23 protein-coding genes and 1 pseudogene are annotated in these 25,603 nt (G+C 49.6%); 8 read left to right on the top strand and 16 right to left on the bottom strand.

The window, feature by feature from the left end:
- Positions 1-170: 170 nt before the first annotated feature.
- The gene (locus tag G477_RS0112015) at positions 171-446 is read right to left on the bottom strand and encodes a UPF0223 family protein (RefSeq protein WP_026698158.1); all 276 of its coding nucleotides are present in this window, start codon (positions 444-446) and stop codon (positions 171-173) included.
- A gap of 110 nt (positions 447-556) precedes the next feature.
- On the opposite strand from G477_RS0112015, the gene G477_RS0112010 reads away from it, so the two are divergent.
- Positions 557-2,041 (top strand): aminotransferase class I/II-fold pyridoxal phosphate-dependent enzyme, encoded by a 1,485-nt coding sequence (locus tag G477_RS0112010; protein ID WP_026698157.1) that lies wholly within the window; start codon positions 557-559, stop codon positions 2,039-2,041.
- A 190-nt stretch (positions 2,042-2,231) separates the two neighbouring features.
- Here G477_RS0112010 and G477_RS19525 read toward each other — a convergent pair whose 3' ends face one another.
- The 9 genes from G477_RS19525 to G477_RS0111965 form a co-directional block, all read right to left on the bottom strand.
- Positions 2,232-2,558, bottom strand: a complete 327-nt coding sequence (locus G477_RS19525; RefSeq protein WP_051287985.1) for a DUF3055 domain-containing protein — start codon at positions 2,556-2,558, stop codon at positions 2,232-2,234.
- Positions 2,559-3,116: 558 nt separating this feature from the next.
- The gene (locus G477_RS0112000) at positions 3,117-3,560 is read right to left on the bottom strand and encodes a hypothetical protein (RefSeq protein WP_026698156.1); all 444 of its coding nucleotides are present in this window, start codon (positions 3,558-3,560) and stop codon (positions 3,117-3,119) included.
- Positions 3,561-3,748: 188 nt separating this feature from the next.
- Positions 3,749-4,861 carry a M23 family metallopeptidase gene (locus G477_RS0111995; protein WP_026698155.1) on the bottom strand — a complete coding sequence of 371 codons (1,113 nt, stop codon included), beginning with the start codon at positions 4,859-4,861 and terminating at the stop codon, positions 3,749-3,751.
- Positions 4,862-4,971: 110 nt separating this feature from the next.
- On the bottom strand, positions 4,972-5,883 hold the full coding sequence (locus tag G477_RS0111990) for a polysaccharide deacetylase family protein (RefSeq protein ID WP_245575492.1): 912 nt from the start codon (positions 5,881-5,883) through the stop codon (positions 4,972-4,974).
- 248 nt (positions 5,884-6,131) lie between these two features.
- On the bottom strand, positions 6,132-7,544 hold the full coding sequence (gene lpdA, locus G477_RS0111985; RefSeq protein ID WP_026698153.1) for a dihydrolipoyl dehydrogenase: 1,413 nt from the start codon (positions 7,542-7,544) through the stop codon (positions 6,132-6,134).
- Between the two features lie 3 nt (positions 7,545-7,547).
- Positions 7,548-8,855: a dihydrolipoamide acetyltransferase family protein gene (locus G477_RS0111980; protein WP_026698152.1), complete on the bottom strand. Its 1,308-nt coding sequence runs from the start codon at positions 8,853-8,855 to the stop codon at positions 7,548-7,550.
- A gap of 63 nt (positions 8,856-8,918) precedes the next feature.
- Positions 8,919-9,896: an alpha-ketoacid dehydrogenase subunit beta gene (locus G477_RS0111975; protein WP_026698151.1), complete on the bottom strand. Its 978-nt coding sequence runs from the start codon at positions 9,894-9,896 to the stop codon at positions 8,919-8,921.
- A 3-nt stretch (positions 9,897-9,899) separates the two neighbouring features.
- Positions 9,900-10,991 carry a pyruvate dehydrogenase (acetyl-transferring) E1 component subunit alpha gene (pdhA, locus tag G477_RS0111970; protein WP_026698150.1) on the bottom strand — a complete coding sequence of 364 codons (1,092 nt, stop codon included), beginning with the start codon at positions 10,989-10,991 and terminating at the stop codon, positions 9,900-9,902.
- 807 nt (positions 10,992-11,798) lie between these two features.
- Positions 11,799-12,440 carry a YkyA family protein gene (locus G477_RS0111965; RefSeq protein WP_051287984.1) on the bottom strand — a complete coding sequence of 214 codons (642 nt, stop codon included), beginning with the start codon at positions 12,438-12,440 and terminating at the stop codon, positions 11,799-11,801.
- A gap of 168 nt (positions 12,441-12,608) precedes the next feature.
- Between G477_RS0111965 and def the strand changes: the two genes are divergently transcribed.
- The 3 genes from def (at position 12,609) to rnjA (ending at position 15,398) form a co-directional block, all read left to right on the top strand.
- The gene (def, locus tag G477_RS0111960; RefSeq protein ID WP_026698148.1) at positions 12,609-13,190 is read left to right on the top strand and encodes a peptide deformylase; all 582 of its coding nucleotides are present in this window, start codon (positions 12,609-12,611) and stop codon (positions 13,188-13,190) included.
- 328 nt (positions 13,191-13,518) lie between these two features.
- Entirely contained in the window at positions 13,519-13,737 is a 219-nt protein-coding gene (locus tag G477_RS0111955) for a DNA-dependent RNA polymerase subunit epsilon (RefSeq protein ID WP_026698147.1), read from the top strand.
- Complete coding sequence (gene rnjA, locus G477_RS0111950; RefSeq protein WP_026698146.1) at positions 13,734-15,398, top strand: ribonuclease J1; 1,665 nt, start codon at positions 13,734-13,736, stop codon at positions 15,396-15,398. The genes G477_RS0111955 and rnjA overlap by 4 nt, the downstream gene beginning before the upstream one ends.
- Before the next feature lie 574 nt (positions 15,399-15,972).
- Here rnjA and G477_RS0111945 read toward each other — a convergent pair.
- Positions 15,973-16,644 (bottom strand): potassium channel family protein, encoded by a 672-nt coding sequence (locus G477_RS0111945; RefSeq protein WP_026698145.1) that lies wholly within the window; start codon positions 16,642-16,644, stop codon positions 15,973-15,975.
- A 152-nt stretch (positions 16,645-16,796) separates the two neighbouring features.
- Here G477_RS0111945 and G477_RS0111940 point away from each other — a divergent pair, with 152 nt between their 5' ends.
- The gene (locus G477_RS0111940) at positions 16,797-17,642 is read left to right on the top strand and encodes a mechanosensitive ion channel family protein (protein ID WP_026698144.1); all 846 of its coding nucleotides are present in this window, start codon (positions 16,797-16,799) and stop codon (positions 17,640-17,642) included.
- A 309-nt stretch (positions 17,643-17,951) separates the two neighbouring features.
- Here the strand turns inward: G477_RS0111940 and G477_RS0111930 are convergent, their stop codons facing one another.
- From G477_RS0111930 to G477_RS0111915, 4 genes are all read right to left on the bottom strand, one after another.
- Positions 17,952-19,106, bottom strand: a complete 1,155-nt coding sequence (locus G477_RS0111930; RefSeq protein WP_026698142.1) for an N-acetyldiaminopimelate deacetylase — start codon at positions 19,104-19,106, stop codon at positions 17,952-17,954.
- A 1-nt stretch (position 19,107) separates the two neighbouring features.
- Entirely contained in the window at positions 19,108-19,821 is a 714-nt protein-coding gene (gene dapD, locus G477_RS0111925; RefSeq protein WP_026698141.1) for a 2,3,4,5-tetrahydropyridine-2,6-dicarboxylate N-acetyltransferase, read from the bottom strand.
- 79 nt (positions 19,822-19,900) lie between these two features.
- A complete protein-coding gene (locus tag G477_RS0111920) occupies positions 19,901-20,947 on the bottom strand; it encodes an HD-GYP domain-containing protein (RefSeq protein WP_026698140.1) in 1,047 nt (348 codons plus the stop codon).
- Positions 20,898-22,037, bottom strand: a complete 1,140-nt coding sequence (locus tag G477_RS0111915; protein ID WP_051287982.1) for a mechanosensitive ion channel family protein — start codon at positions 22,035-22,037, stop codon at positions 20,898-20,900. The genes G477_RS0111920 and G477_RS0111915 overlap by 50 nt, the downstream gene beginning before the upstream one ends.
- Before the next feature lie 199 nt (positions 22,038-22,236).
- On the opposite strand from G477_RS0111915, the gene G477_RS0111910 reads away from it, so the two are divergent.
- The 3 genes from G477_RS0111910 (at position 22,237) to nfsA (ending at position 25,154) form a co-directional block, all read left to right on the top strand.
- Entirely contained in the window at positions 22,237-22,893 is a 657-nt protein-coding gene (locus tag G477_RS0111910) for a potassium channel family protein (protein WP_026698138.1), read from the top strand.
- A gap of 13 nt (positions 22,894-22,906) precedes the next feature.
- The gene (locus G477_RS0111905) at positions 22,907-23,590 is read left to right on the top strand and encodes an ATP-binding cassette domain-containing protein (RefSeq protein ID WP_026698137.1); all 684 of its coding nucleotides are present in this window, start codon (positions 22,907-22,909) and stop codon (positions 23,588-23,590) included.
- A gap of 817 nt (positions 23,591-24,407) precedes the next feature.
- Positions 24,408-25,154 carry an oxygen-insensitive NADPH nitroreductase gene (gene nfsA / locus G477_RS0111890; protein ID WP_026698134.1) on the top strand — a complete coding sequence of 249 codons (747 nt, stop codon included), beginning with the start codon at positions 24,408-24,410 and terminating at the stop codon, positions 25,152-25,154.
- A 185-nt stretch (positions 25,155-25,339) separates the two neighbouring features.
- Here nfsA and G477_RS21465 read toward each other — a convergent pair.
- Positions 25,340-25,603: pseudogene (locus G477_RS21465) on the bottom strand (IS1634 family transposase); the annotation flags it as partial.

Raw genomic sequence — 25,603 nt, 5'->3', positions numbered from 1 at the left:
CTGCCTTAAGGCCGTGAATGTGAGAGCGTTTACGGCCATGAGACAGATTCGTTATTGTTTCTTTAACACAAAACGCTTTCGACAACCCCACATGGATGATCGAAAGCGTTTTTTACGCGCTGGAGAACGATTTTGTCTCAGCCTGGTTTTCTGTTCAACGGCTGCCGCCGCTATTTCTTGATTTTCGTCCCCGGATCCGCTTCTCTTGCAGCTTTGACAGCATGATAGGCAGATTGACCGGTCTGCTCTTCGTATTCTTTGAAATGCTGCTTTTCTTCCGCCTTGGAAGGGACAACCTCCTTAAAGTGCCTGTAAAGCGTCAAAAACGTTTCGCGCTCCATCCCCTTGTTATACACTTGGTCTACACCTTCAAAAAACTGAACAACGTGCACTACTTCTTCTTTAGACCAATCCATGGAAATTGGAAAATATACATCCTTTGACATACCTTTATCCTCCTGTTCTATGCAAAACAAAACGTAATCTGCTATACTTCCATCATGCTGACTTTATCTTAACAAAACATTTTTATACTGAAAAGAATTCGAGGGATACCATGTTTACACGCAACCAGCATGACACACCGCTATTCGACGGATTGAAAGCTTACGCGGCGGAGAACAGACTGCCCTTCCACATACCTGGACATAAAAAAGGAAGAGGCATGGATCATGCATTCCGCAGCTTCCTCGGTCAGCAGGCACTGGATATCGATCTCATCAATATTGAACCGCTTGACGACCTTCACCACCCTGCAGGGATTATTCACGAAGCTCAGCTCACAGCAGCCGATGCCTTCGGGGCAGACTACACGTTCTTCTCCGTTCAGGGAACGAGCGGTGCCATTATGACGATGATCATGTCCGTGTGCTCGCCGGGAGATAAGCTGATTGTCCCGCGGAATGTACATAAATCGATTATGTCGGCGGTCGTCTTCTCAGGCGCTACACCGATTTTCATTCACCCAGACATTGACGAGAACCTCGGTATCTCCCACGGAATTACACGCCAGGCTGCAGCGAGAGCCGTAAAGAGCCATCCCGATGCAAAAGGACTGCTCGTCATTAATCCTACGTATTTTGGGTATGCCGCCGATCTGCAGGGCATCGTGGAAACTGCCCACGAGGCAGGGATGCCGGTGCTTGTAGATGAAGCACACGGAGTCCACATTCACTTTCATGAACAACTGCCGCTCTCCGCGATGCAGGCGGGTGCCGACCTCGCTGCTACAAGCGTTCATAAACTAGGTGGCTCTCTCACCCAGAGCTCCATACTTAACGTGCAGGGAAACCTTGTGTCTACGAAAAAAGTGCAGGCCGTCATGAGCATGCTGACGACGACATCTACTTCCTATATCCTGCTGGCTTCGCTGGATGCGGCGCGAAGACATCTTGCGGTATCCGGCAGAGACATACTCGATGAAACAATCAGACTGGCTGAGATTCTCCGGAAAGAAGTTTCCCGCATCCCAGGCCTCTATGTGCCGGGAAGCGACATTTTAAACAGTACATCCTGCTACGATTACGATGTGACGAAAGTGACGGTATCGGTAAAGGATCTTCATATTACCGGTCATGAAGCCGAAGTTTTCCTCCGCAGAAACTGCCGGATTGAAGTGGAGCTCTCCGATCTTTACAACGTGCTGTTTTTGATAACGCCGGGTGACAGCACAGAATCGATCAACCTTCTGATCGAGGCACTTGCAGAGCTGAGCCGTGCATATGCTGCTTCCGGCACGTGGAAAGACAACGACACTCCGGTCGAAGTTCCAAACATTCCGATTCTATCCTACTCCCCGAGAGATGCGTTTTATGCGGATACGGAGACTGTTCCATTAAGCCAGGCTGCCGGCAGAATCAGCGCTGAATTTATTATGATCTATCCCCCGGGTATCCCCATTTTCATTCCAGGGGAAATGATCGAACAACAGAACCTGGACTATATTGAGAAAAACATCCAATCCGGTCTCCCCGTTCAGGGACCTGAGGACGAAACGCTGGAGAAAATCCGTGTGATTCAAGAAAGAAAAGCAATAACATAGACATTAAGCGATGTCAGCGCCACAAGCTGCTTATGGTTGAAGCGAAAGGAAGTTTCCTTCCGCTAACCATCGTCTTCAGCCACATACACAGTGAAATGCTTCCGAGGATCCATTGAGGATCATCGGAAGCATATTTATTTCTCTGACGATTCTTTGAAACAACCTCCATAGCTCCCGGCTGTCCCTCTTATCACCTTGAAGCGGTATGTCCACCTGCTGCAGCGGCAGGCGGCATTGGCGTAAACGGTTTCAAAGCTTCACGCAGATATTCTGCCAAAATTTCCATGTCTTCCTCATCGTCCACTTTCAGCATGCCTGAGAGGTTCGAAATGTCGTGCAGGTGATGGTACTCCAACAAAGCCTGACGCCCTGTATGCATGCAGATAATCAGCACCTTCCCAAAAAACATGCTTGTGTGCAGGACAGCAAAATCGTATCGTTCTCCTGTAATATCTACTCCGACAAACTGGACATCTGCTTTCTCATGTTCATTGTATAACTCCCTGTACATCGGCATCAACATCCCCTCCTTTCCTTACATTATACGAAAATTCAGATTATTTTACAATCTACTCAGGTGAAATCCTTCTTCTGCGAAATGCTGCAGCCGCTCCCTCTTCCATTCGCCAGGAAAGAGCCATCATTGTCAGTGAACGAGCAGTCCACAGATCAAACGTATCAAGCGTCTTCTGACCGCAGGGGAGGGCCCGCTGTACGTTTTGTTAAGGGACAGACTGGATTACATTCTTCCTGCGCATTCGTCGAAGTCCACGTCCCCTGTCCCGAAAAAACAGTTCTAAAATAATTGTTGGGGTAGAGGTTCATTTCCGTAGCATCTTTTCTTCCATTTCAAGCGGACGCCTGCCAAGGGGCGCTGCCCGCAACGATCCTCGCGCTGCGGGGAGGATGTTCGGACGGCGCTTGATCCCTCTGGCATCGCCGCCCTTCCCTCCTGGAAAGGGTTCGTTTTTGTTTATTCTTTTCCAAGAGAATCATCGGTGCCATTTGAAAAGGGTCTGAGTACGCCTGAGCTTGTTCAACATGGGAATGAAAACCGAAAAAAGCAGCCGGCGTTTTAAGAAGAAAACGTCGACTGCTTTGCCTGTATAAACTGCAGAAGTTCCTGCACAAAAATCATATCCTGTCTCGTAACTTTATACGCACTGTCGATCAGTTTCATCGTAATGACATACTGGAGCTCCTCACGCTCACTAAAAACCGGCAGAAATAACGCATGGCTTCCATGACAGCTCGTATACGTAACCATTCTGCTTGAGCCGGGAAAGAAAAAGCCATTCCCTAACGTTTCTTGTTTTTTTGTCAGTCTGTTCATGCCAAGCGCGTAAAACAGCCTTTTTCTGCCGCCTTCCCATTTATGTATGGTCAGAGACATTTCCTGTCCTCCCGAATGATACAGCGTCTGTAGAACTTTGACCATAAAATCTTCCCGGCTCTCTGCATAATCATAAGCCAATCCTACTTCCAGTCTCATATCATCGAGAAAATCTGATTTTTTCATGGTATCCACCACCTGTTCTCACCCTGTTTAGTATGCGGTTATCGTAACACATCTTGCATTCAATGCTTGTCGTCTTTTGTCACATCAGCATATAAATTATCGTATAAGAAAAAAACGAGACAAAAGTTTGGCACACGAAAAAGATCTGCGTGCATCGATGCACGCAGATCTTTTCCATTTCCTTCACATTATGGCCATAGATCATAAAGAATGGCTGCTGTTTCTTCAAGTGTATAAGGTTCCCAGAACAGTTCTCCACTGACAAGAATGTCTTTATGCAGATGAAGTCCGCCGTCACCGTCGTTTAACGAATCGCTCGTTCCGGTATTACCGACATATCCAATCGCGGTATCTGCATCCACCTGCTGTCCGAGCTCCAGTTCTTCTGGAATGTCATCCAGGTGCGCAAAGCGGATCATGATGCCATCTTCATACTGGACCCATACCTGCTGTCCCCGAAGCCGGTCAAAGATATATTCAGGAGTGAATCCGACTTCTGCTGATTTTTCCAGGTCTGCATCCCGTACCTCGTGGCTAGGATACTCCTCAAAATCATGATCGACACGGACGACCGTGCCTTCCGCCATCCCGTAGATTTCTGTATCGGTTGTTATCTCCACTCCAGAGGCATAATCATAATAGTCGATTCCTTCATGGACCCCGTTTCTATAATCTCGCGGTGCCCCAGGAAGATGACTCTCCACCGTACTGACCGATGCACCTTCAATCGGTCTCTCCATAAACGACAGGAATTCCACCATGTCGACAGGGGTTTTATCATGAATGTCGACATCACTGCCGATCTCTTCCCATTCAGGTTCTTCGTCCCAATACATATGGAGCTCACCGTCTTCGGCTTCTGTTTCCGTATCCAGCCCTCGTTCAACGAACGTGTCCGTCAAATACGGCTCTTCTTCATGAAAAGCGACGAGAACATCATCATAAGGCTGGTATATACCATTGATCTCCATGACCGGGACTTCTTCAACAAAATAAAAATGCCGGTCATCAATGTCCATCCTCATACTCCGGTGGATCGCATCTTCTTCCATCTCACCGCCGGTAAGTTCTACGATATCTGAAGCAAGTACGTAATCACCCTCGTGCTCCTCCAGCTGATGGAGCTCGACCGTCTCTGCTTCCTCTTCTTCGTTCTGTTCATCTGCCGTTTCATTCTCTTCTGTTCCCTCAGCTGCACCATTGCCAGCGGACTGACTTTCTTCTGCATCGCTGTCGTCATTGTTGTCAGCACAGGCAGTAAGCAGAAGAAGCAGGCCAGTGAGTGTGTAGGTTTTTTTCATCGGTGTCTATACCCGGCTGTCAGCACTCTTTCGTATGTTAAGCGTTCTGCAGCCCGGCCCTCCTTTCTTATGAACACAGGATCTCGTCGCAGCGAGCAGCTCCTGCTTCTTTATTCAATATGGTCCGGGTCAATAAATTCGTATCCTTTATCCTCGAGTCCCTCGATCATGACATCCAGCGCTTCATACGTAAAGTCGCGGTCATGCATCAGCAGATTCGCCCCTGGGCGCAGCAGTTCTGTCTCAACCATAATTTCTTCAAGCGCTTCTTTTTCCATGTAATCAGCATCAAAATCATAGCCATAGGTCCAATTCATCCGCTGCATGCCTTCCGACTCGATCACCTCATCAGAGAAGTCCGTATTGACGCCGAACGGAGCCCGGAAGAAACGAGGTCGATCGCCTGTGATCTCTTCAATCATATCACTGAGTTCGATGATTTCGGATTCAACATCGCCCTGTGGAATATCAGAGAGGTTCGGGTGGGTCATCGTATGGTTTCCGATTTCAAACCCAAGCTCGTGTATCTCCTCCAGCTGGCGGGCGCCTTCCTCATCGTTGATAAAGTGCCCATTAACAAAGAAAATGGCGGGGACATCGAGCTCATCCAGCTTTTCAGCCATCGCCACTCCGTATTGGTCCGGCGCATCATCTATAGTGATCAGAACTGCCTGCTCTTCCGCTTCATCATCGACTGGCGCCAGTGAGCTGTCCCCCTGTATGCTGTAATAGCCCGGTTCTTCTTCTTCCTCAACAGCATTTTCTTCATTCGCGCCATTGTTATCCTCGTGCTGTTCATTTTGCCCGTTCTCGTCGTCAGGGGCATCTGCACGGTTTCCTTCTTCATTCTCTGTGTCTTCCTCTGCCTCATTCGTCTCTGACGAGTTTTCCTCCGCGGCATCTGCGTTGCCTGCAGCTCCAGTCTCTTCTGCACTGGATTCATTGTTGTTGTCCTCGTTATTTGAACAGGCTGCTGCAAAAAGAAGCACACAAGCCGTCAGCATATATGTACGTTTCATCATCTTCACTCTTTTCCTCAGAAGTTGGGTGGAGCATTACTCAGCTCCTCCCCGATTTTAACACAGCGGGAAATGAAAATATATGGAAGGTATTAGGAATACGTGAAAGAATTTCAACTTCTCGCTGCTTTTCACCCCTGTCTGCGCACTGCGATGTGCATCATGTCCGCTGCCGGCGCACAATACAGCATCCCGCCAGAATAGTCTGACGGGATGCTGTAAGCCAATATTGATAACAGGTTGATCGTTCGTTACTTGACGATATGAACCGGCATCCCGAGGGCAACTTCCGCGGTTTCCATCGTAATCTCCCCGAGAGATGGGTGAGCATGAATCGTAAGAGCCAGATCCTCTGCTGTCATTCCCGCTTCGATGGCAACACATGCTTCTGAGATCATATCAGAGGCATTGTGACCGGCAATCTGCACGCCGATGACGAGACCATCAGACTTTCGGGTAACCATCTTCATGAAGCCTTCCGATTCATTCAGCGACAGCGCGCGGCCATTCGCCTGGAATGGGAACTTGGCAGCGGTTACTTCATAACCAGCATCTTTCGCCTGCTGTTCTGTGTAACCGACCTGAGCCAGTTCAGGTCCAGAGAAGACAACTTCAGGGATTGCCGTGTAGTCGATTTCCGATGGTTCACCGGAAATAACTTCCGCAGCGATCTTCGCCTCATAGGAAGCTTTATGCGCCAGAGCAGGACCCTGTACGATGTCACCGATCGCATAGATGTTCCCTGCAGAAGTACGGCACTGCTTGTCGATTTTAACAAGCCCTTTATCGTCGAGTTCGATGCCTGCCTGTTCCAGACCAAGCTCATCCGTGTTCGGGGAGCGGCCCACTGTGACGAGCAGAACATCTGCTTCAAACTCTTCCATTTCCCCTTTTACTTCGGCTTTTACTTTAACGCCGTTTTCTGTTTCTTCCATTTCTTTTGCAAAAGCTTCTGTTTTAATAGTGACGTTGTGACTCTTAAGCCGCTTCGTCACGAGCTGCGTCATCTGCTTTTCGAAGCTCGGCAGAATCTGCTTCGTGCCTTCAAGAATCGTCACTTCTGATCCGAGATTGGCGTAAGCAGCTCCGAGTTCAACGCCGATGTAACCGCCGCCGATAACGACCAGCTTCTCTGGAACTTCCTTGAGTGCAAGTGCTCCCGTGGAGGAGACTACTTTACCCTCTTTGAACTTAAAGTTAGGAAGTTCAATCGGCGAGGAGCCGGTAGCAACAATACAATTTTTAAACTTGTATGACTGGGAAGACTTTTCATCCATGATCTTTACGGTTGTATCGTCGACGAAGTACGCTTCGCCTCTTACGATATCAACTTCATTTCCTTTGAGCAGTCCTTCTACACCGCCTGTCAACTTCTCGACAACGGATGCTTTCCATTCCTGCACTTTGGAGAAATCAAGGTTGACTTTATCGACGGTAATACCCATGTCGGATGAATTGTTCGCATTGTCATAACGGTGACCCGCTTCGATCAGCGCTTTTGACGGAATGCAGCCGACGTTCAGGCAGACTCCGCCCATGTTTTCTTTTTCTACGATGGTTACTTTCTGACCGAGCTGCGCTGCACGGATAGCCGCTACATACCCCCCGGGACCTGACCCGATGACGAGCGTATCAACTTCTTCTGGAAAATCTCCTACTACCATGTGTTATCCCTCCATGACGAGTAATTGTGGATCGTTCAACAGGCGCTTAATGTGGTTCATGGCGTGCTGTGCCGTTGCACCATCAATGATACGATGGTCGAAGCTTAAAGACAAGGCTAAAACTGGCGCTACAACGACTTCACCATCTTTCACAACCGCTTTCTCTGCAATACGGCCGAGGCCGAGAATCGCAACTTCCGGATGGTTGATAACTGGAGTAAACCACTGGCCGCCGGCGGAGCCGATGTTGGTGATCGTGATGGATGCACCTTTCATTTCTTCCGAAGCAAGTTTGCCGTCGCGTGCTTTTCCTGCCAGTTCGTTAATTTCGTCGGAAATCGAGAAGATCGACTTTCGCTCGGTATTCTTCACGACTGGAACGAGAAGACCTTTTTCCGTGTCCGCAGCGATACCGATGTTGTAGTAATGCTTGTGGACGATTTCCTCTGTCGCGTCATCAAGAGACGTATTCAGCATCGGGTATTCACGTACAGCGCTTGTAAGCGCCTTGACAACGTAAGGAAGATACGTGAGCTTGATGCCTTTTTCTTCTGCGACCGGCTTGAACTGCTTTCGGTGGGCAACAAGAGCGGACACATCAATTTCATCCATCAGCGTCACGTGAGGAGCTGTATGCTTGGAATTGACCATCGCTTTGGAGATCGCTTTACGCATGCCGGAAAGCTTCTCTCTTGTTTCCATCGCTTCATCCGCTGGCTCGTAGGCAGCAACTGGCTTGCCTTCCTGCTTTTCAGCTGCTCCGCTTTCTGCAGCAGCTGCAGGTGCTTCGCTCGTCTGCTCGCCGGATGCAAAAGCATCGACATCTTCGCGGAGAACGCGTCCGTTTTTGCCGGATCCTTTTACCTGTTTGATATTCACATCTTTCTCACGCGCATACTTCCGTACGGAAGGCATCGCAATGACGCGCGAGTCGTCGTCATCTTCTGTCTGACTGCTTTCTGCAGCGGCCGGCTGTTCAGTGGATGCAGGTGTTTCAGATGCCGGTTCTTCGGCTTCTTTTTCTTCCTGTTCTTCGGCTTCTTCCTCTCCACCTTCTTCTTCCGGCGGCTCCTGATCGGTTTCAAAAGTAATGATTACCTCACCGACAGTCGTGACGGTACCTTCATCCACATGAAGTTTTTTGATCGTCCCTTCAACTGGGGAAGGAATCTCCACAACTGCTTTGTCGTTCTGTACTTCACAGAGGATGTCATCTTCTTTAACCTCGTCGCCTTCTTTCACTTCCCACTTAACGATCTCACCTTCGTGGATCCCTTCCCCGATATCAGGGAGTTTAAATTCATACGCCATATTGAAGCCTCCATTTCTTATATAAGTACGTGCAGGAAAGAGGAGGGAACCCCTCCTCTATTATTAAAAGTTAATAATCTCTTTTGCTTTCGCCGCTACATCTTTTTCATTCGGCAGCCACGTGTCTTCTGCAGCAGCAAATGGGAAGACGGTATCTGCAGCAGTCACTCGTCCGACCGGCGCTTCCAGGCTCAGAATAGCGCGGTCGTTGATTTCCGCTACTACGTTGGATGCGATACCAGCCTGCTTTTGTGCTTCCTGCACCATAACGGCACGGTTCGTTTTTTCAACAGATGTGATGATTGTTTCAACATCCAGCGGGCTGACGGTCCGCAGATCAATCACTTCGGCTGAAATGTCCTCTTTTTCGAGCTGCTCTGCAGCTTTCAGGCATGTATGAACCATCGCACCATAGGCAATCAGTGTGATATCCGATCCTTCGCGCTTAATGTCTGCCTTGCCGAGCGGGATGGAGTAGTCTTCTTCCGGAACCTCTTCACGGAAAGAACGGTACAGCTTCATGTGCTCCAGGAATACGACGGGATCATTCTCGCGGATCGCCGAGATCAGCAGTCCCTTCGCATCGTATGGAGTGGAAGGAATAACGACTTTCAGACCAGGAGTCTGTGCCATAAGCCCTTCCAGGCTGTCTGCGTGCATTTCCGGTGTCTTTACTCCGCCGCCGAACGGGGAACGGATTGTTACCGGTGCGTTGTAGACGCCGCCGGAACGGTGGTGCAGCCGGGCCATCTGGCCGGCGATGGAATCAAACGCTTCGAAAACGAACCCGAAAAACTGAAGCTCCATGACAGAACGGTAGCCGGTAAGGCTCAGTCCATGTGCCAGACCGCCGATAGCTGACTCTGCAAGCGGCGTATCAAATACACGCTCTTCCCCGAATTCTTTCTGCAGACCGTCCGTTGCACGAAAGACACCGCCGTTTAGACCAACGTCTTCTCCGTAGACGAGTACTTTTTCATCGTTTTTCAATTCACTGCGCATGCCATCCGTGATGGCTTGGATCATCGTCATCTGGGCCATAGCTTACTTCGACTCCTTTTCTTCAAATTCGCTTCGCTGTTCCTGCAGGGTCTCCGGCATTGCATCGGCGTACGTGATGTCAATAAGATCGGTTACTTTCTGTTTTGGAGCAGCATCTGCATCTTTAATGGACGCCTTAATGTCTTCTTTTGCCTGCTCTACGATTTTTTCTTCTTCTTCTTCCGTCCAGAGGTTTTTCTCCTCGAGGAATTTACGGAAACGTACAAGTGGATCTTTTTTCTCCCACTCGTCGTCTTCTTCTGAAGTTCTGTATCGTGTTGGATCGTCACCAGCCATCGTATGCGGACCGTAGCGGTACGTCATGAACTCAAGGAGGGACGGTCCATTTCCTTCGATGCCGCGGTCGCGTGCTTCTTTCGTTGCAGCATAGACAGCAAGAATATCCATGCCATCGACCTGCTCACCGTGAATACCGGCGGCAACAGCTTTCTGTGCGATGGTCGCTGCAGCGGACTGCTTCTCAACGGGAACGGAAATCGCAAAGCGGTTGTTCTGTACGATAAAGACTGCCGGGAGGTTGTACGCTCCAGCAAAGTTCATGCCCTCGTAGAAGTCACCCTGGGAAGCACCGCCGTCGCCGGTATACGTTACCGCGACCTGCTGCTCGCCGTCTTTTTTCAGGCCCATCGCTGTGCCGGCCGTCTGTGTGATCTGGGCACCGATGATGATCTGCGGCATCATGACGCGTACGCCTTCAGGAATCTGTCCTCCCTGAAAATGTCCGCGGGACCATAGGAATGCCTGATGCAGTGGCAGGCCATGATAATAAATCTGTGGAATATCACGATAGCCTGGAAGAATCCAGTCCTTCTTATCCAGAGCAAACTGGGATCCAATCATCGAAGCTTCCTGACCGGCAACCGGTGCGTAGAAGCCGAGACGACCCTGGCGGTTAAGAGAAATTGCACGCTGATCCCAGATACGGGTATACACCATGCGCGTCATCATCTCTTTCAGCTGTTCATCGCTGAGCTCCGGCATTGCATCTTCGTTGACGATCTTTCCCTGCTCATCAAGAATCTGAAAAGTCTGGAATTTTTCTTCCACTTGTTGCAGCTCTTTCGTTTTTTCCATGAAAGATTCACCTCATCCATATAATTTAAACAAGTACAGTTCATGTTCTGTCTGCGCGGAGCAGCAACTGAACCACACCTGCCTGTAACACGAATTAAATCAATAACACTAATACAACATCCTGCTCACAACCTCAAGTTTACACGAAAGTCAGAGTTTTAGTCAACGCTTTTGACAGGCTGTATTACTCAAATCTCCCATGAACAGTTGTACAGCATTTCACAACCCTATGTCCCTGTATCATTATCTCATGATCGTCTGTATCACTCATTTTCCTGCTTCACAGAACACCTCTATTCCTCCTACCCTTTCCTTCCAGATTATATGCACCCCGCTGTAAATTCCCCTGTGTGCTTATGCTCCAATGATGCAAAAAAGGCCGAGCGCCTCCTGGTCGTTACAGTTGGCGTCGGACGTTACGGTTCTCATCCATATGTTAGACAGGCTCAGGCATGCTCAGACATTTTTCAAATGGCGCACTTAGGATTCTCTCAAAAAAACAAAACGACACCTTTTCAGTATGGAGGGCGGCGACGCCAGAGGGATCAAGCGCCGCCCTCCACTCTCATCGCAATGCGAGGAAAGTGGAGAGCAGGCGTCCGCCTGAAACGGAAGAAAAGATGCCACGGAAAGGAACCTCTGCCCCAGATTTATTTTAGAACCGAAGTTACAAGGAAGAGCCGCCTCCCCCCACTATCGGAAGAATGGATGTTGTCATGAAAAAACACGAACCGGCGATCCACTCATTAGATCGCCGGTTCGTGCAGGTCGTTCAGCAGATCGTTCATGGCCTGGGCGGCGAGGCTCTTATTCCTCCTCGTCGACCACGTTCAGATCAGCTGTGCTGTAGAAATTCGTTTTTTCTTCGTTGAATTCTTCTGTCGCATCATTGAAGGCGTTGTTTTTATCTGCAATCATGCTGTACATCTCATTAACCGTATCGTGCTGTTCCTGCAGTTCTTCGATCTCAACAGATTCCGAAGCGATCATTTCATACAAAGTGATGTCTTCATCGATCGACGTTATGTATTGATCGTGCAGGTCCTGATAGGCCTCATATCGTTCTTCCATGGCCTCAAACACCCGGTCTGCTGCCTGCTGCTTTTCTTCTTCCATTTGATCCACATGTTCTGATGATTCGTGAAATTGATCATAAGATGTTTCGATAATCTGCTGCTCTTCCTCCATCAAATCTCGACGCTCTTCAGCTGACGTAACTGCCTCTTCAGAAAGCGGCTCGATTTCCTCTACTTCTGAAAGCTCGAGCATTTCCTGGTACCACTCTGACTCCTGCTGCTCCCGTTCGGACAATGGTTCCTGAATCGTGCTGATCTCCTGCTCTATTTCCACTGCTGCTTCCCAGTCTTCAAATACTAGTTCGCCGATATTCTCATCATTACAGGCAGCCAGAATAAACAATGCTGCTGAAGGTATCATCCACTTTTTCAACATAGTTCCTCCTCTAAATATCAATCACTACAAAACTACCTTAATTCCAGTAATATTACAAGATAAATCTGCCGGTGCTTACTATGATGGAAAGATTCTCACGATTATAGCGTTTCACCTTTTGAATGTTTATACTAGAATAGATGATGTCAGGAAAGGAGTACAGCTATGATTACTATGCAGGATATTATACGGGAGGGTCATCCCAATCTGAGAAAAGAAGCATCCGAAATCAGCCTGCCGCCGAGTGAGGTGGATGTGTCTATTCTGGATGACATGATGGAATTCTTAAGAAACAGTCAGGATCCGGAGCAGGCAGAAGCGCTCGGCCTGCGTTCCGGTGTAGGACTTGCCGCACCGCAGATCAACATCAGTAAACGCATGATTGCTGTGCGGACGGCAGATGAAGATGGATTCGCCCGGGAGTTTGCCCTGATTAATCCAAAAATCGCTTCGCATTCCCAGGAAACAGCGTACCTCGAATCCGGTGAAGGATGCCTCTCTGTGGATCGATCGGTAGAAGGGATTGTCCCACGGTATGCGAGAATTAAAGTAAAGGCATTCGACCGTTTCGGCGAAGAAGTCGTTCTCCGTTTCCGCGGGTACGAAGCCATTGTTGTCCAGCATGAAATCGACCACCTGGACGGAATTATGTTCTACGACCGGATTGATTCCCTTGAAGACGAACTCAAAGCCCCGCTTCCTTCCAGGGCGGTTGTTGCAAGAAGCGAAAAAGAGATGGTCATTTAAACCGCCCGAAAACGTTTATTCAGACGCCGCCCGACCTCAGGCAGGCGTCTTTTTTTGTACCACATCCCGCCTGTATTTTGGCTTTCTACCACACCAAGTGACAGCTGGTCCTTGAATTGAGGGCAGGGAAGGTTTAAAATATGGAAAAGGTGGAGAGATCGGATTTCAACGAAGCTGTTTATACGAGGAACAGTCTGCCGGAAGCACATCGTCATGTGTATCTGTTCCAGTGTCAACCCAGACGTATACAGCGGAATTGAAATACAGACGGACTTTTACAACCTGTACGCAACAATCAATTCTACTAAAAACAAAGGAGTGGATCTGCTTGATTTTTAAAGTCTATTACCAGGACACGCTCGGCGAAGTCCCTGTGCGTGAACGCACAAATGCCATGTATGTAGAAGCAGAAACCGAAGAAGAAGTGCGAAAAGGATTAAAAAACAGAGATTACAACATTGAGTATGTAACCCCCCTCTCTGACGATGCCTTGTCGTATGAAAAGAACAACAATGATGATTTTGAAGTGGAGCAGCTTGATCAATGAAAGTAAAAAATCATCAGGTTGCCGTATTTGCTCTGGGGGGCCTTGGAGAAATCGGCAAAAACATGTATGCAGTACAGTTCCAGGACGAAATTATCGTCATCGATTCCGGTATTAAATTTCCGGAAGATGAACTGCTCGGGATTGACTATGTCATCCCGGATTACACCTACCTCGTCAAAAATGCCGATAAAATCCGCGGAGTATTCATTACTCACGGACATGAAGACCACATCGGCGGGGTTCCGTATCTTCTAAAAACGATGAATGTGCCGATTTATGCCGGGAAACTGGCACTGGCGCTGATCCGGAACAAGCTGGATGAGCACGGGCTGCTTCGTTCAGCCAAACTGCACGAAATCAACGAGGATACGGTCGTTAAGTTTCAGAAAACTTCCGTCTCCTTCTTTCAGACAACCCACAGTATCCCGGATTCCTACGGTGTTGTCGTAAAAACACCATCCGGAAATATTGTACAGACTGGTGATTTCAAGTTCGATTTCACCCCTGTCGGCGAACCGGCTAACTTATCTAAAATGGCGAAAATCGGCGAAGAAGGCGTGCTTGCACTGCTTTCCGACAGCACGAACGCCGAAGTACCCGGCTTCACCATGTCCGAGCGGAAAGTCGGCGAAAGTATTGAGTCTATTTTCCGAAAAGTGGATGGTCGCATCATCTTTGCAACTTTCGCATCGAACATTTACCGTCTCCAGCAGGCTGTCGAATCTGCGGTGAAATACCGACGGAAAGTGGCTGTTTTCGGCAGAAGCATGGAATCCGCCATCACGATTGGACGGGAACTCGGCTACATCAAAGCACCGGACAGCACCTTCGTCGACGCTTCCCAGCTGAATAAGCTGCCCGCTGACCAAGTACTGATTTTATGTACGGGAAGTCAGGGAGAACCTATGGCGGCTCTCTCCAGAATCGCACACGGAACGCACCGTCAGATTCAGATTATCCCTGGAGATACCGTTGTCTTTTCTTCTTCTCCGATCCCTGGGAACACGCTCAGCGTCAGCAAAATCATCAACCAGCTTTTCCGCGCAGGTGCAGAAGTGATTCATGGATCTCTAAACGACATCCATACTTCCGGACATGGAAGCCAGGAAGAGCAGAAACTGATGCTGCGTCTCATGAAACCGAAATACTTCATGCCGATACACGGGGAATACCGCATGTTGAAAATGCACGCAGACATGGCACAGGAATGCGGTGTCCCGGAAGAAAACTGCTTCGTCATGGATATCGGCGACGTTCTTGCGATGGACAAAGAAGAAGCTGCTCCAGCCGGTAAAGTGCCTGGTGGATCGGTATATGTGGACGGCAGTGGTATCGGTGATATCGGAAACATCGTGCTCCGCGACCGCCGTATCCTTTCCGAAGAAGGTCTGGTTGTTGTCGTCGTGAGTCTGAACCTGAAAGAATACAAAGTGGCGTCCGGTCCGGATATCATCTCACGAGGTTTCGTCTATATGAGAGAATCTAGCGACCTGATCAACGAAGCACAGCGGAAGCTGCACGGCCACCTTCAGCAGATGATGGGCTCTAAAACGACGCAGTGGTCAGAAATTAAGAATTCCATTTCTGATACACTCGGACCGTTTCTCTACGAAAAAACGAAGCGGAAGCCAATGATCCTTCCGATTATCATGGAAGTGTAACGTCTCTTTACAGGAGCAGCCAGGCTGCATTTTCACCGGACACACGGTCCGGAGCGGTGCATGACGTGCTGCCGCCTGCAGAGAAGGTCCTGTCCTTCTCTGCGTCTTACACGCGCTGTTCCTTCTTGACAGCTTTCTCTGTTCTCGTGTCATCAAGAAGAACCGAAAGAGGAGGCTGGGACAAAAACCAGTATAGAAAGAAGCCCTTACCATGTCGGTGAGGGCTTTCTGTATGAGGGGGGTTGATTCTTCCAATGAACAACCGCTTGCCGCGGGCAAGGCTTCAGCTAATCGTCGCAACTACAGCGACGGGGCATCTTCAGCCCCTGCTTTTCCCACGGGCTTGTCTATTGAGGATCAACCCCTGACAGAGAGCGTACGGTCTTGATTTCTCCAGAGCGCCTTTTGTTCGGGACGGCGTGTACCGCCGTTTCCCTTGATGAGAACATATCCATCCTTATCACATAAAAGCGGTGCCCGACAGCTGACTGCGCGGGCACCGTCTTTCTGATTATTTCTTCTGGTTCATCCTCGTATTTGTCCGCGGGAGGATGCTGCGGCAGCAGCCGCGGCGTTAATCCGAGTCATCGTTGAATAGTTCCTGTTCCATGCGCGTGATATCCCGGTCTGCGCCGATGACAATCAAAATGTCGCCTGACTGCAGACTTTCATCTGCTTTCGGGGATACATCGATTTCTTCTTCCCGTTTAACAGCCATGATATTACAGCCGTACTGTGCACGAATATCCAGATCAATGAGGGAATGCCCATCGACTCTTCTTCCTGCAATCAGCTCCACGATGCTGTATTCGTCTGAAAGCTCCAGATAGTCGAGCACGTTTTTCGACACGATGTTGTGCGCAATGCGGATCCCCATATCCCGCTCCGGATGTACAACCTTGTGAGCCCCAATTTTATTCAGTACCTTCTCATGATAGTCATTCTGAGCTTTCACTGTTATATGCGGAACGCCCACTTCTCCAAGCATCAGTGTCGTTAAAATGCTGGCCTGAATGTTATCGCCGATTGCGACAATCACGTGGTCGAAATTACGGATGCCGAGACTCCGAAGCGTGTTTTCATCCGTCGTGTCAGCGACGGCCGCATGAGTGGCCACCGACGCATACTCATTCACTTTTTCTTCATGTATATCGATAGCCAGCACTTCCATACCAAGTTCATTCAGCTCTCGGCAGATACTGCCGCCAAAACGGCCGAGTCCAATAACCGCAAATTGTTTTTTCATGTATATTCAGCAGCGAGGCTGCCTGCCCCCTTTCCTAACCAAACCTATCATATCGAAAGAACTGCTATGTTTCAATTCCTGTTGTTCCAATTCCAAACGCCTTTGTGATAGAATACGTAGCGTACACTTTTGTGGAAGGGGTTTTGACAGTCATGCCAGAATGGATCGCACCAATCAACTGGTCGGTTATCGCCACGAACGCGGTCACCATTATCACACAACTCATTGGAATTTTCATCGTTTTCTTTATTGCCCGCGCGATTGGGAAGAAATTCATCTCCTCCAGTTTTCGGAAAATGGGAGAACAGAAGAACATGGCACCCAGCAGAACCAAAACATTGGAAAAGCTGGCAACCAACATTTTTTCCTACCTGCTTATTTTTATCCTGATCACCTTTATCGCAGGAATTTTCAACTATAACGTCTCGGCGCTCATCGCTGGTGCCGGCATCATCGGTCTCGCCGTTGGTTTCGGTGCACAGGGACTGGTGAGCGATGTCGTTACAGGATTCTTTATTCTTCTCGAGAAACAAATGGATGTCGATGAATACATCACGGCTGCCGGTATGGACGGCATCGTGGAAGAGGTCGGTCTCCGCACTACCCGCCTGAGAGGATTTGACGGAACGGTCCATTATATTCCGAACCGGGAGATCGGCAGTCTCAGCAACCACTCACGCTCCAACATGAGGGCTCTGGTGGACATCGGCATCTCCTATGATGAAAACATTGATGAAGCAGTGAAAGTCATCCAGGATGCATGCAGCGGTGCCGCAGAAAACTTTGGCACGAAAATTAAAGAAGGGCCGGATGTCGTCGGCGTCCAGGCATTCGGGGACAGCGATGTCGTTATCCGTGTGCTGGCCCAGACCGAGAACATGGAGCAGTGGAGCGTCGAACGGGAATTCCGCAAGGCGATTAAAGAAGCTCTTGATGCAAACGGAATTGAAATTCCTTACCCGCATCAAGTTTATATGACCAAAAATGTAGAAGCCTGATCTTTCCTCATTCCTCCCGCAGGAAAAAGGAGACAAAAACGTTCCAATGAAGTAGAGTCGCGATCAATGATTTCTCGAACAATCGAAAGGATGCCTCCGGTTTTGTCAGGACGTCGCCGACCTCACGTAACGCGGGAAGGTATCCTGCTACGATGCAGAAGACCCTCACCATGCTGTTGGTGAGGGTCTCGTTCATTTACGGCTATGGTGTTCCAGCCTCGTTTTTCCTGCTGCTGGACGCATGCGTCCCGGATCGTGACCAGAACGAACTGCAGGAACGGCCTCTCATTCCTCGCCCGGCGCAGCCGTCTATGCTTCTTCAGAAGCTGATCGACTCCGCCCGCTCAGCCATTCAATCAGAAAAGCAACACCGGGTTCCAGCGCCCCTTCATCCGGCTGCAGTTCCGGCGAGTGAAGTCCGGCTTCACTCCCTACCCCAAGCCAGAACATGAGGCCGGGAATTCCCTCCAGAAAATACCCGAAATCTTCTCCGGTCATCGCTTTATCGCATGCCTGAAATGTCACATGCTGCGATTGACGGGCCGATTCAGTAAAGGCGGACGTCAGCTGCTCATTGTTATACACCTGACAGTAGTTGGCGCCATAATCGATCTCAGCTCGACAGGAAAACGAAGATTCGATGCCCTTGGTCATCTTTTCAATTCTTGTTTTTATTTCCTGCATGGAAGCTGTGGACAACGTACGGATCGTTCCTTCCGCTCTCGCATGTCCAGCGATCACATTCTGCTTCGTTCCAGCTTCCAGTTTTCCGATGGTCACTACAGCGGCATCCAGCGGCGGAACATTTCTCGCAGTGATGGTCTGCAGCTGATTCACGAAATGGCTGACAGCGACGACCATGTCCTCCGTCTTATGCGGATAAGCAGCATGCCCGCCCTTCCCGTAGAAGTCGACAAACAGTTCACTCGTGTTTGCAAAAAGAATTCCCGGCTTCGTTGCTGCTGTGCCGACTGGCAGTTCCGGTGCGATATGAAGCGCATATATCTCATCAGGACGCCACTGGCGGAATGCTTCCGACTGCAGCATCGGCTCCGCCCCTCCAGGCCCTTCTTCCGCCGGCTGAAAGAGAAACAGCAGGTTTTGTTCCGGCTGATGGGCGGCGAAGTGGGTCAGCGCTGCAAGTCCTAGTGTCATATGCAGGTCGTGACCGCAGGCATGCATCATCCCTTCGTGGCCGGAGGAAAACGGCAGACCTGTCTCCTCTTTCATCGGCAGACCGTCCATATCGCTGCGCCAGCCGATTGTTTTTTCCCCTGTCCGTCCACGGACAAGGACGAGAATCCCAGTTTTCCATGTCTGGATTTCCACGAACGACGAGTTCAGCGCCCGGATCTCCTCAAGCAGAAAAGCCTGAGTTTTATGCTCTGTAAATCCCGACTCGGGTATTTGATGAAGCGCCCGGCGGATATCCACCAGGCGCTTCCCGTTGATTGTCGTATTCATCTTACTTCAGCTTCCGAAGTTCCTGCTTGATTTCCGTTTTCCCTTTTGTCTGGTCATCAATTTGCTTGATGACACGTGCCGGCGTTCCTGCTGCTACGGAATTGGCAGGGACGTCTTCCGTCACGATCGCTCCAGCTGCGATAACTGCACCTTCGCCTACAGTTACGCCTTCGAGCACAACAGCGTTCGCGCCAATCACAACGCCGTCTTCCACGGTCACCGGCTTAGCAGACGGCGGCTCAATGACACCAGCGAGAACAGCACCTGCTCCAATGTGGCAGTTCTTCCCGACGGTAGCACGACCGCCTAGTACTGCGTTCATGTCAATCATCGTTCCGTCTCCTACGACAGAGCCGATATTGATGGAGGCACCCATCATAATAACGGCCGAATCTCCAATTTCCACCTGCTCGCGGATCAAGGCACCCGGCTCAATGCGCGCTCGGATGTTTTTCATATCGAGAAGCGGAATCGCTGAATTGCGCCGGTCGTTTTCCACGACATGGTCGTTGATCCGGTCCGCGTGCTGCTCAAGCACCGGTTCAATGTCTGCCCATTCGCCAAACAAAACGCCCGTGCCGTTTTGAATGAATGATTTTGTATTTTCACCAAAGTCGATCCCGTCCAGGTCTCCTTTGATATGTACTTTTACCGGTGTTGATTTTTCTGCGTCGGAAATGTACTGGATTATTTCGTTTGCGTCCATCTGTTTCATGTGTAATTACCTCCTAAATTGTTCGCTCAATTGCCTATTTTATCATAGAATTGCGGGAACGAAAATGCAACGGTTACGCTCAGTCAAATACTCGGCTGATAAAGGTCGTCGTTGCCTCGGCCAGATCTACTTCCTGGAAGGAAGCATTTTCGTCCGACTCGTAACAACGGACAATCGGCCGCTGTGGAAGTCCTTTGTGCTGCCCGGTCACCACCCCAATCCTGCCGTCGGAAAGCCTGACCTGGGTACCGTTTGGATAAAAGGCGACACAGCGGAGGAACTGCCAGACGATGTGATGATCGTATTTCGAGTTCGTCCGGCTCATAATGTATTCGCAGGCTTCATGGGGAAACATCGTCTCTTCCCTGTGGCCGGACACCAGCCGGTCGTACTCATTGGTGACAGCTACAATTTTAGCGAGTGCGTGAATATCGTCCCCTTTCATGCCACGGGGACTCCCGCTGCCATCGACAGCTTCGTGGTGGGCAAGAGCGATGTGCGCCGAGAGCGTACTGATATCCGCGGATCTGCGGAGAAGATTAAATCCTTTCCAGGCATGGTGCTGCAGTTCCTCTTCATCGCCTTTGTATCCCGCGGGAAGATTCCGCTGGGCTCCAGAGTGGATGACTTTGCCGGCATCATGAAGCAGCGCACCGACTGCAAGATCTTTCACACGCTCTCTTGAAATACGCAGCTGCACACCGATCAGGGTGGAGAGGATGCATACCTGAGTCAAATGAACAAAAAGTTCATTATCTTCCGTTCGGATATCTGTCATGTTGTAGAGAACATCGGAGCTGCCGAGCACCTCTTCGATAATCATATCAACTGCCCCGCCGATTTCCTGTCCATTGATCGGCTTGTCCTGCTGGATGTATTGAACGGCATTCGCAACACTCTTCATCGTCTGCCGCTTCGTCGTATCCGACACCACTTCTTCCATGACGATGTCGTCAAAAGCGCCGTCTTCGATGAATACAGCCGTCACACCCATACTCCGCAGCTTAGTCAGCATCCCAATCGTCAGCGTGACTCCTTTGTTGAGTAAGATTCTTCCATCTTCGGCAAAGATGCTTTTACCGAGTTTCTGCCCCTGCTCGAGGTTTTTCACTGCTTTGTAGATCATCCGCGTCACCACCTCTCTCCTGCTTGGATAGATGAATCGTCTGCGTTGGAAACGCCATGTTCACCCCTTCCTCTTCCAGGATCTCCAGCACCCGGAAGTTAAACTCTTCTTTGATTTTCATGTATTCCACCCAGCCTGTCGGAATGGTGAAGAAATACAGAAAGATATCGAGGCTGCTGCTGTTGAATTCACTGAACCTGACGATGATCAGATCCTGATCGATCCGGTCATCTGAAGTGAGTTCTGCATTTAACTGCTCGACACAGCGCTGAAGCTTCTGTCTCGGCGTTCCATACTCCAGAGCAAGGTTAAAGCTGATCTGCCTCTTCTCCATCTTTGTCCAGTTTTCAATTGGCTCATTTGCCAGCGTGGAGTTCGGGACAATTACAACGGAATCCGCGAAAGTGCGGACTTTCGTCGAACGAAACGAGATATCCTCGACAAACCCTTCTACGGATGGGGTCTGAATCCAATCTCCGAGAGTAAACGGCTTTTCCGTGATAATGACGACGCCGCCGAAGAAATTGCTCAATGATTCCTGGGCTGCAAGTGCAAAGGCAAGCCCGCCGAGCCCGAGTCCGGCGACAAAGCCGCTGACATTGTAATCCCACTCGGAAGCGATGATACTCAGTGCCATGACGACAATCGCAAAGCGGACGAGCTTGGAGACGAACGGAAGAAGAATATCATCAAATTCAATACTGAATTTTCTTCCGAGCTGCGTAAAGACAGCAGAAGTTGCTGCGGATAAGTTAAAAAGCCCCCAGGCTGCATGGAAGATGACCAGCGTCCGGAAAATTCTCGTTGCCGTTTCCTGATAGAGGCCATCCATCGGAAAATAAACAAAGGCAATGAACAACCCGAGAAAAACAAAGAACGATCGGAGCGGCCGCTCAAACGCGAGCAGCACATTCGTCAGCGTATCTACAGGTGCTTTCCGGGACAACGCTAAAATAAATTTAAACACATAGTTCGTAAACAGTTTTCTGAATACCAGGAAGACAAGAAAGATCCCGATGCCGATACCGATATCCGCCCATGTCACGGTCTCTTGTATGTCGTCGATAATGTCAGGTACTTCTTCAATCATTCGTCACACCACCTATCTTCTCAATCAAGCAGAGAGTTTCTCTTTCGATGCAGCTTCCGGACTGCGCCCCCCTGCTGTTTTCATTGTTACCGTCAGCTTCTCCCCGTAAACCATCTGCTGTCTTGATTGATGTTCAGCACTAATGCTATACTTTTGCGGACAACCTTCCAGGAGGAAGAGAGGAAGAAAGGTACTGACTATGAAAAAACAATTTGCAATTATAGGACTCGGCCGGTTCGGCTCAAGCATATGTAAAGAATTGTACCACATGGGACACGAAGTTGCGGCAGTGGATGTCGATGAAAAAAAACTCGCTGCAGTAAAAGAATTTGCAACGCAGACATTCTGCGGCAATGGCACGGACGAAGCACTGCTCGAACAAATTGGCATACGGAACTTTGACCACGTTATTATCGCTATAGGGGACGATATTCAGGCTAGTATCCTCACAACGCTTCACATCAAAGACCATAACGTACCGAACGTCTGGGTAAAGGCACAGAACAACTACCATCATAAAGTACTTGATAAAATTGGCGCAGATCGTGTTTTCCATCCGGAAAAAGAAATGGGAAGCAGAATTGCTGCCTATTTGACTTCGGATACCGTCCTTGATTATATCGATCTGTCTGCTGACTACAGCATCATAGAGATGCTTGCGACGAAAAAAGTGGCCGGAGAAACCTTAATTACGCTCGACCCGCGGTCCAAGTACGACTGTACCATTATTGCGATTAAACAGCTCGGCAAAGTCGACGTGACCCCCGATCCTTCTGAACCCATTAAAGAAGGAGATATCCTTATCATGATTGGCAATAAAAAAGATCTGCGCAGGTTCAGAGAATCCGAACTGTAAGGAGGTTTTTTACGTGGTCTATGCTGTACACTGGCTCAACGTAGAAAAGAAATTCAAAACCGAAGATGGCATGCGCACGTTATTTTATCAGGCTGACTGGCGGGTGAATCAAGGTGAAATCGTGCAGCTGTCGGGCCCAGTCCGCAGCGGCAGATCGACTGCACTGCGCATGACCGCCGCCATGACGCCGCCGAACAAAGGCAGTGTGACGGTCCTTGGTGAGGATACAATGCAATTGGCGGATCGAGCATCCTGGAGAAGGAATCACATCGGCTTTGTGAATGATGAAGCCGCTTTAAATACGGAAATGTCCGTGCGTGAGAACTTGAGCTTCGGTCCATCCGCTCCAGATGCTTCCCGAATTGAACGAGTCCTGGATGACCTGCATTTTACCGGCGACGAACGAACCGACGAGATTGCCGGACTCGACCGGGAGGCTCAACTCCGTGCAGTTGCGGCGAAAATTCTGCTGGAAGAACCCCGGCTCATGCTGCTGGATGCCCCAGGCAGCGACCTGACACCAGAGCAGCGTCGGTTTTTGATTGAACACATTATTGCCGCTGCCAGGCATCATGATGCCGCACTTGTCTTCGCCTCGAACGATGCTTCCTGTGCCGGACTGATGGACAGGCTGTTGGAAATAAAAGAACAACGGATCGTGGAATCAGGAAAGGTATTTCAGGAAGAGGGGGAGTGATCCCCCCCCTGATCTCCAGCACGTTCGAGCGCCGGTACGAGGCAGCACCGCAAGGATGAAACGGCTGAACGAAATACCATGCTCCGTGCTGTTAACAACCATGGCTCACATGCTGAGAACCTTTACCAGCTTATGTACTCCCTTCCCTTCATTCTTAGAAGAAAAAGAAAGCATAGCGTCTTCCGAAAGCCGAAGAGCCTGCTCTTCCTGTAAGAGCAGGCTCTTCGTACGTCTGCGATGATAAACCGGCTGCCCCTCTGCCACCGACCAAAAAGCGTCAAGCGCCTTTTGGTCGGAACGGCGTGCGCCGCTAGCTTTTCGAGGGAAGAAAGAGGTTTTCTTTCCGCGCAGCGCATGAAGCTGCGGTCTTCCTGCATGAAAACTTATCCATTCCTATACCTCAAAAAACCCGCGCCTGATTCTCCCGGCAGCGGGTCTAAAATCGGAGCCGGCTCAAGAGCTGCAGCCTGGATTCCTCCAATCGATCCTCTATGCTTCTATGAGCAGACATCGGCGGACGAAGAGCCGCGACACGTTTCCACTTTCTTTTTCGGCATCATCGGCTTTTCCTTTCATCTTCTAAAGCGCTTCGATCACGGCAAGGACTGACAAAACGCTGAAAGTAACAACCAGTCCGGCAGTCATCACGAGCAGAATCGATAAAATCGTCTTCTTTAACACCCACGATCTCTCCTTCCTTTACTTTCTCTTACTCTCATTATGACAAGGAGCTTCCGATATTGAAAGAACAATGCGCAAGTGTAACAGAACGGACACTTCCTCTGGTATAATATGTTTTGGAAAGGGGTTGTCATTGATGAATGAAACGATTAAAACCATGCTCGAGCACCGCTCCATCCGGAGTTTCAGCAGCGAACCACTAAACGAGGAGACCATCACCACGCTCGTCGAAGCAGCCCAGGCTGCCTCTACCTCCAGCTACGTCCAGGCGTATTCCATCATCGGGGTTACCGACGATGCGATGAAACAGGAACTGGCCGCGCTTGCAGGTAACCAACCGTACGTCGCAGAAAACGGCCATTTTTTTGTCTTCTGCGCTGATTTCCACCGGCACAAAATCGCCGGTGAAATAGAGGACGTTTCTGTCGATGACGCCGTCCGTTCGACGGAAAAATTCATTGTCGGACTGACCGACGCTACGCTTGCAGCTCAAAACTGCGCGCTCGCTGCCGAATCCATGGGACTGGGCATTTGTTACATAGGCGGCATTCGTAACAACATCCAGGCCGTCAGTGATGTGTTAGGACTGCCCGACCATGTTATGCCTGTATTCGGTCTGTGTGTCGGCTATCCGGAAAATCATTCGGACAAGAAGCCGCGCCTTCCAAAAGGGGGGATCTATTTCGAAAACGGCTATCCGGAAGATGATGCGCACAGAGCATCACTGAAGGAATACAATGCTGTCGTCTCAGCTTATTATGAACAGCGCACCGGCGGCAGCCGGGCGGATACGTGGACTTCCCAGATCACCGGCATGCTCTCCTCTGTGAAACGAGAGCACATGAAGTCATACCTGGAAGAAAGAGGCTTCATCAACCTTTAATGAACGCAGGCCATATAGGCGGAACCCTGTCTTTCACCTGAGCGCTGTACACATACGAAGCCTGCCAGGCAGTGATCTGCCTGACAGGCTTCGTTGTATGCACGACTTTTTTTCCTGACTTTAGCAGTTTCAAACGGCAAAAATCTCCTCAAACCCTTGGTAGACAAGCGATTGAGGAGATCATTTTATTTTTTCGGTTGTATATATGCATGCGATTTTTGGTTTACTCGACCGTAGGTCGGAAGTGTAGGAAGGCCAAGAACGTTACATGCTTGATGAAATAAGGGATCTGGCTCATGTTTAATATACATTTCGCTGTTGTTCATCGAGAGTTGGGAAAAGGTTGCACTTCGAACTGCTTCTTGAATGCTTGCGGTGGAATCCTCCACACCCGCTTGTTTCAATCGATGTTCCAGCAGTCGTTGTAATACGAGGGCCAGGTAGCACAC

The organism is Alkalicoccus chagannorensis DSM 18086, from assembly GCF_000429725.1.
GTDB classification, from domain to species: Bacteria; Bacillota; Bacilli; order Bacillales; family Salisediminibacteriaceae; genus Alkalicoccus; species Alkalicoccus chagannorensis.
The sequence above is the reverse complement of the archived record's forward strand: the minus strand, read 5'-3'. Positions and strand labels throughout refer to the sequence as shown.